At 51.5% G+C, this 5,544-nt stretch carries 6 protein-coding genes and 1 pseudogene; 3 read left to right on the top strand and 4 right to left on the bottom strand.

Annotation, left to right across the window (positions count from 1 at the left end; translation table 11 throughout):
- The coding region (locus tag ACERIM_RS19430) for a hypothetical protein (RefSeq protein ID WP_373633837.1) at positions 1-220 on the top strand (220 nt) is incomplete at its 5' end.
- A 303-nt stretch (positions 221-523) separates the two neighbouring features.
- Here the strand turns inward: ACERIM_RS19430 and ACERIM_RS19425 are convergent.
- From ACERIM_RS19425 to ACERIM_RS19415, 3 genes and pseudogenes are all read right to left on the bottom strand, one after another.
- Positions 524-1,396: a hypothetical protein gene (locus tag ACERIM_RS19425; RefSeq protein ID WP_373633836.1), complete on the bottom strand. Its 873-nt coding sequence runs from the start codon at positions 1,394-1,396 to the stop codon at positions 524-526.
- 861 nt (positions 1,397-2,257) lie between these two features.
- Positions 2,258-3,166 carry an ADP-ribosylglycohydrolase family protein gene (locus ACERIM_RS19420; RefSeq protein ID WP_373633835.1) on the bottom strand — a complete coding sequence of 303 codons (909 nt, stop codon included), beginning with the start codon at positions 3,164-3,166 and terminating at the stop codon, positions 2,258-2,260.
- 42 nt (positions 3,167-3,208) lie between these two features.
- Positions 3,209-3,424, bottom strand: a pseudogene (locus ACERIM_RS19415) (hypothetical protein); the annotation flags it as partial.
- Between the two features lie 191 nt (positions 3,425-3,615).
- On the opposite strand from ACERIM_RS19415, the gene ACERIM_RS19410 reads away from it, so the two are divergent.
- Positions 3,616-4,533 (top strand): C2H2-type zinc finger protein, encoded by a 918-nt coding sequence (locus ACERIM_RS19410; protein WP_373633834.1) that lies wholly within the window; start codon positions 3,616-3,618, stop codon positions 4,531-4,533.
- A gap of 58 nt (positions 4,534-4,591) precedes the next feature.
- Here ACERIM_RS19410 and ACERIM_RS19405 read toward each other — a convergent pair whose 3' ends face one another.
- Positions 4,592-4,867, bottom strand: a complete 276-nt coding sequence (locus tag ACERIM_RS19405) for a PadR family transcriptional regulator (RefSeq protein WP_373633833.1) — start codon at positions 4,865-4,867, stop codon at positions 4,592-4,594.
- 189 nt (positions 4,868-5,056) lie between these two features.
- Here ACERIM_RS19405 and ACERIM_RS19400 point away from each other — a divergent pair, with 189 nt between their 5' ends.
- Positions 5,057-5,383 (top strand): hypothetical protein, encoded by a 327-nt coding sequence (locus tag ACERIM_RS19400; RefSeq protein WP_373633832.1) that lies wholly within the window; start codon positions 5,057-5,059, stop codon positions 5,381-5,383.
- The last annotated feature ends 161 nt before the right edge of the window (positions 5,384-5,544 follow it).

Below are 5,544 nucleotides of genomic sequence, written 5' to 3'. Positions count from 1 at the left end.
GCCGGAGAAGTTTGAGGTGCCGATAATCGCCAACCTGGCTGGGGATGAGAAAGAGTTCGTCACTGAACTCCATCACAGCTTCCCGGTTAGTCTCGTCAAGTTCTCGATCACCGTTACGGATCTTTTCTCGAAGCGTCTCGATATGAGCGTCAGCATTCGTCATGAACGGAACGTGAAGTCATTTCAAGGAATCCTCATTAGAGTCTATCCCCCGCATTGAATCGAGTCTCCGAGATGAGGAGAGGTTCAACTGGTTAGGCTTTTAGAAGTCAGTTGGGGGAAGGAGATCACAAAGAACAGGAGCTTGATCGAGGAGCGCGTCAAAGAGCTGTTCCGTGTGCCGATATAACGCGTGGTGTTCGTTGACGGTATAGGTGGACTCTCCATTATCCGTTCGAGAGAGGAAGTCATTGTCAAGAAGCGGAGCGAGCGTAATATCTAGTGCTGCATCGGTACGTTCAGACTCAACTTCGAATGTGCGACGAGTAAACTGAGTGCGGAAACCACGCATACAACGCGATGGTTAATTGCCGAGCCCGTACAGATCAGGCCGCTCATGGAGGCACCGGTTGATCGTGCGGTGTGAAGTGTCCAGACGCCGTGCTGCTTTCCCCTTCGAGATCCCGACATCATCTGACTCCGCTTCGACGCGTTCCTTGACGAGTTCCAACGTTGAGTACACACGGGAGTACTGATCCGAGGTTACGAGTTCGCCATCTCGCCATTCGAAACCCAGCGGAGCCCGCCCACCTGAGGGTAGGTCCACGCCGCGCGCACGAAGGTCCGACACAGTCGCTTCGCGCTGTATTTCGAGCCCGGCACGGTCAACCGCGGCGAGCGTTCGGATGTGCGTTCGGGCTGCCTCACTCTCTGCTTCGAGGCGGAGACCTGATTCGAGAAGGATCAAGTCGCAACCATGCGAATCGAGGATCCGCGACGCTCGTTCTTCCATGTCTGCCGCGGTCGCCCCGAGACTCTCGATTTTGTCAACAACCACCACCGCGAAGCCCTCCCTGTCATCAAGCAACTCAAGCCCAGCATCGACCGCAGACCTATCCGGGCGAACGCTCCAAGTAACGATTCCACCGTGGGCAGCGACGGGCGCAGACTGGGTCGTGCCAGTTGTGACGTCGGTAACGAACTCGGTCCGATCCTTGTAGTCTCTCTCTGATCCCTCCCGCTCTGCGGCGTATTTGAGGACTGCTCGGATCGGATCCGCGAGCGATGTACGAGCTTTTGCGGTCGCTACCGCGAGGAATTGAGGAGTGTTCTCGTTATCGGACCCGACTCCCGTCTCTTCCTCTGTTTTGGACGGGGATTCCTCGCCGTCGGTCGCTGGCTCTGTCTCAGAGGATCCTCCAACCGAATTGTAATCCTCAATCGTCGTGTCGATCATGATTCATTTCCATCGATATCTGGGTTACGTAAATGCTTTCGCAGGGGTTCTTGCAGGGGAGCGGAAATCCTTGCGGAACTTGTAGAGTTTTAATCTCCTTCTCCCATACCCCTGCGAAAAACAATTGACCCGTGCATGACCTGGCGGAAAACCCTGCGAAAGAAGAGAGACCGTCACTACTACCCTGGCGGAACACCCCCGCGAAAGCACAAACGGGCTCCGAAGAAACCATTCCAAAAACCAATTAGAAACGAAGAGAAGAACCAGAAATGCCGAACACTACCCCCGTGCCGTCTTGCCATTTTCACTCTAGCATTGCAGATTTACATTGACCGGTTAAACGCCACCGTTTCAGATTTCAATTACCTCGACTGAGGACCTCTCAAATTCGCCCGGAAATCGGATCGCCACCCCCGCGACGCCATGCGATTTCCACAACACCATTCCAAATACCAATAGAAAAATCGCAAACCACCCCATATCAGTTCTCAAACATTGCCTTCTTTCTCCGTGTTTCTGAGGGCCTTAGAAGACTTATAGATCTATTTGATGGTTTCATTTCCGATTCTCTGTGTTCTATACCCCCGCTAATTTTCCGCATACGGGTTACGGTATAGACGGCATTCAACCACACTATGTAAGATTTTAGAGAGACACTCACGCGCCGCTGGGCTTCGCGTAAACAGCCTCAAAACACTATTTTGATTCAGCGAGAGAATCTCGTCTTTCCCGTGAGTGACGAGTGTTTCGACGGTCTATTGGAACCGAGGTGCGAACAGGGCGGGAGTAAATCGCGTAAGCTCTGTCTCAAAGCTACTGTGTGACCAACACGACTGAAACACAAAATACAAAGCATCTTCATCACACCTCCTCCAAGAGATTATCCGCCAGCGATTCGAGTTCGTCCGTCTCGTCGATCGCGGAGAGCCACCGGTCTGGAAGTTGTGCCGATCCGAATCGCGCGCCAGCAACCGCGCCTGCAATCGCCCCGATTGTATCGGTGTCACCGCCACGGTTCACAGCGGTCACGATCGCTTCTTCAGCACTGCCAGCGTGTAGTCCGTCGTGGAGTGCTGTTTGTAGGGAGTGAACCACGTACCCAGATGTTTCGAGCGATTCTATTGAGTTCCCAACGGCGATGAGTTCGAGCGTAGTCCTGAGTTCCGCCGGTGCATCTTCCACGACGTAATCAAGCGCGTCCTGTAATGGCGTGTCAGCGTCGTCGAGGAGTCCAGCCAGTGTGAGATTGAGGATCGCGCAGCCATACGTACACCGCGGATCAGCGTGCGTGATCTGGGACGACCGCCGACTCACCTCGACGAGCCGATCCCAGTCAGTCGCGTACGGGATGGCAAGCGGCGGGCACCGCATCACGCTCCCATTCCCTGCGTTCTGGCCTTCTGGACTGTTCTCCCAGACCTGCCGGCCTGCCTCATCCCACGCCGAACCGCGTTTGAACTCACGCAGCGACCGCGCAGTCATCCGACCGATGTCGAACGGGTCACTATCGTACCACGCGACGAACCGATCCGCGATATCACCCGGATCGAACCCGTGGTGTTCGGCGAGACTCCGCGCGATACACAGCGCCTGCTCAGTATCGTCGGTAATCGTTCCCGCCGGCTGATTCCACGTCCCGTACCCGACCATCTCGTCGAGTTGCCCGTACTCAGCGGTAATTCCCGACGCTGCTGCGAACTCGACCGGTCGCCCGAGCGCATCCCCACACGTCAACCCCAACAAAACACCGCGGGCACGATCCGAATCCATACGTCCCCAACGAATACGTTCAAGAAGAATGTATGGTCGCAGTCACTCGCTCGGCTTCGTTCCTGTACGGAGATTCTCCCGGTACCCACTCCACGCCTGATACATCTCCACGCGTTCGGCTTCCGTCATCGTGTCGTGCTCGTCTTCGTCGTAGAACTGGAGTTCGTCTTTTTCCGGCATGTCCATCAGACAGCCAAGCGGGTAGAGTTCCTCATAGTAGTGCTCTAGCACCCACTCTTCGCCGTGTTCAGCGACTGCTTCTCGAAACCATCGATAATGTTCTCATGGCACTGCAAAAAGCGAGGGTGTGATCAGGAGCGTCGGCAACACTGTTGAGAAGGTTGAGATCAGCGGTTTTCGGAATATATATATATATATATATATATGAATATGATAACGATATCTGTTCAGCCAACAATACTATAAAAGTGTTTGACGATAACTGTAGTATGTATCAAGCCTCGGAAGAGGATGACTCGTCGATTCTGATTTGCCGAGGGGATGGGCCTAATCTGGTTTGTACGGACGAATTCTATACTTTAGTTGAAACACTCCCCGATAGATGCGTGGTTCCCACTTCAATTCTCAAACTCGGAGTGTTGTCTCGTCATCTTGTACCAGAACCAGACCAATTTGAGCTGAATCCCGAGAATGTTAATATTGAATCAACCTCAACTGCTGTTGTTCCCCCGCGGACTCTCTCACGAGTTAGATGGTTACTGTCTAACCACACCGATCATTTGAATGATAATGAAAGAAAGAAGATTGGTGAGTTATGTACCGTCTCTGAATTGAACATCCCACCAGAAATGGGAGAGTTCGACACTGAAGCCATAAGATCTGAATCTCAGAGCGATATCGACGAGTCGCTGTTTCGCAAGAAACGATCGAGAAACTTCGAGTGTGAACATTGCGGAGTTGAATACGAATCTACAGCGGCATTGAATGGACACCTCGCAAATTGCGACGAACGTCAGACCGAGAAGCGAACAAAGCGATCATTCAAAAAGAAAAAATATAGTTGCGAACATTGCGACGAAACTTTCAGGAAGAAAGTGGGGTTAAGGGTTCATAAGAAGAGGAATTGCGATGGACACCAAACTGAAAAACAAACTAAACAAAATTCAAAAAAGAAAGAATACCGTTGCGAGTACTGTGACGAGTCATTCAGGAAGAAAGTAGGCTTAAGAGTTCATAAGAAGAGGAATTGCGACAAAAAGCAATCCTCTAAAAGCACATCTAATCAGCGTCCGGCATTTGGGAAAGAAATTAGGAAAGATAAAGGATCTGAGCGCGTCTCTGGACGTAATCCGTTTGCCAATCCTAATAAGATCAAAGATACGGGACTTCATCAAGGTGGAAATTAATCTCTGAATGTAACTTCATCACAAATTTAGAATAAGTGGTATGCTGATTCCCAGGGAACTATAATTCTACATACTGTTCTTCCCAGTCTCGTCGTTCCTGGATTTGGTCACGCCCGGCGTCTGTGATTGCATAATAGTTTGTCCGGCGGTCTAACTGCCCTTTCTCAACTAATTCCTTGTTGACAAGCGTATCTAAATTCGGATACAGCCGGCCATGGTTGATCTCAGCACTATAGTATTGTTCGACTTCATCTTTGACGTCTTGGCCAGATGGCTGGTCGGCACCTGCGATCACATACAAGAGATCGCGTTGGAAGCCAGTCAAATCGTGCATATACTGTTCTCCAGAATCAGCGTATTTGTTACCCTGCCTGTATATGCAACTCATGGATCTTATAGCACACAAAATACATCCAAAACATAGCTCTCATCCCTGCTCCAATTCCCGGATTCCACAAACTCACCAACTCATGTATTTTTCCGGATAAGAAGGGCTATACCAAGGTGATGGAATCATCGAGGTATGACACGCACCAACAGCAACCCCGTATCAAACTCATCAAATACTGATCACCTTCCGAACCGCATCACCGTGGTTGGACGCGGCGTCCCGTCAAACTTCGAGTTCTCTGTTGCCGGCGACATCGAAATGATGACGGCCGACCCCGTGAAAGAGGCGACCGTCGTTACGAAGAACGTCGTTGAAGGCTCAATCGAGGTCGGTGTTCAACGCTTCCGATTCTCTGGCGAATTAGCAAATATCCGTGTTGGCGATTGGAACGGCGTCGAAGGTGCCGAATCCGCGAGTACGCCAACTATTCACGTCGATTACGGTGTCCCTGAGCGGTAATCAAAGTGGCTGGATGGAACGAACGTACAGCCGTGACATTCTTCTCGAATCAGGACACACAGATGACTTCGTCAAGGTGATTGACGAGGCCTGTGAAGGCTAACGTGAGGCGGCGGCACTCAGCACCTTCCATGAGGAACTAGCGGAATTCGGGGAAGTCA

It is taken from the genome of Natrinema sp. H-ect1 (assembly GCF_041821105.1).
Taxonomy (GTDB): domain Archaea; phylum Halobacteriota; class Halobacteria; order Halobacteriales; family Natrialbaceae; genus Natrinema; species Natrinema thermotolerans.
This window is presented reverse-complemented; position numbering and strand designations above follow the sequence as displayed.

Coding starts and splice junctions, on each gene's coding strand:
- ACERIM_RS19425 (WP_373633836.1), bottom strand. CDS start 1,396: ATGATCGACACGACGATTGAGGATTACAATTCGGTTGGAGGATCCTCT.
- ACERIM_RS19420 (WP_373633835.1), bottom strand. CDS start 3,166: ATGGATTCGGATCGTGCCCGCGGTGTTTTGTTGGGGTTGACGTGTGGG.
- ACERIM_RS19410 (WP_373633834.1), top strand. CDS start 3,616: ATGTATCAAGCCTCGGAAGAGGATGACTCGTCGATTCTGATTTGCCGA.
- ACERIM_RS19405 (WP_373633833.1), bottom strand. CDS start 4,867: ATGCACGATTTGACTGGCTTCCAACGCGATCTCTTGTATGTGATCGCA.
- ACERIM_RS19400 (WP_373633832.1), top strand. CDS start 5,057: ATGACACGCACCAACAGCAACCCCGTATCAAACTCATCAAATACTGAT.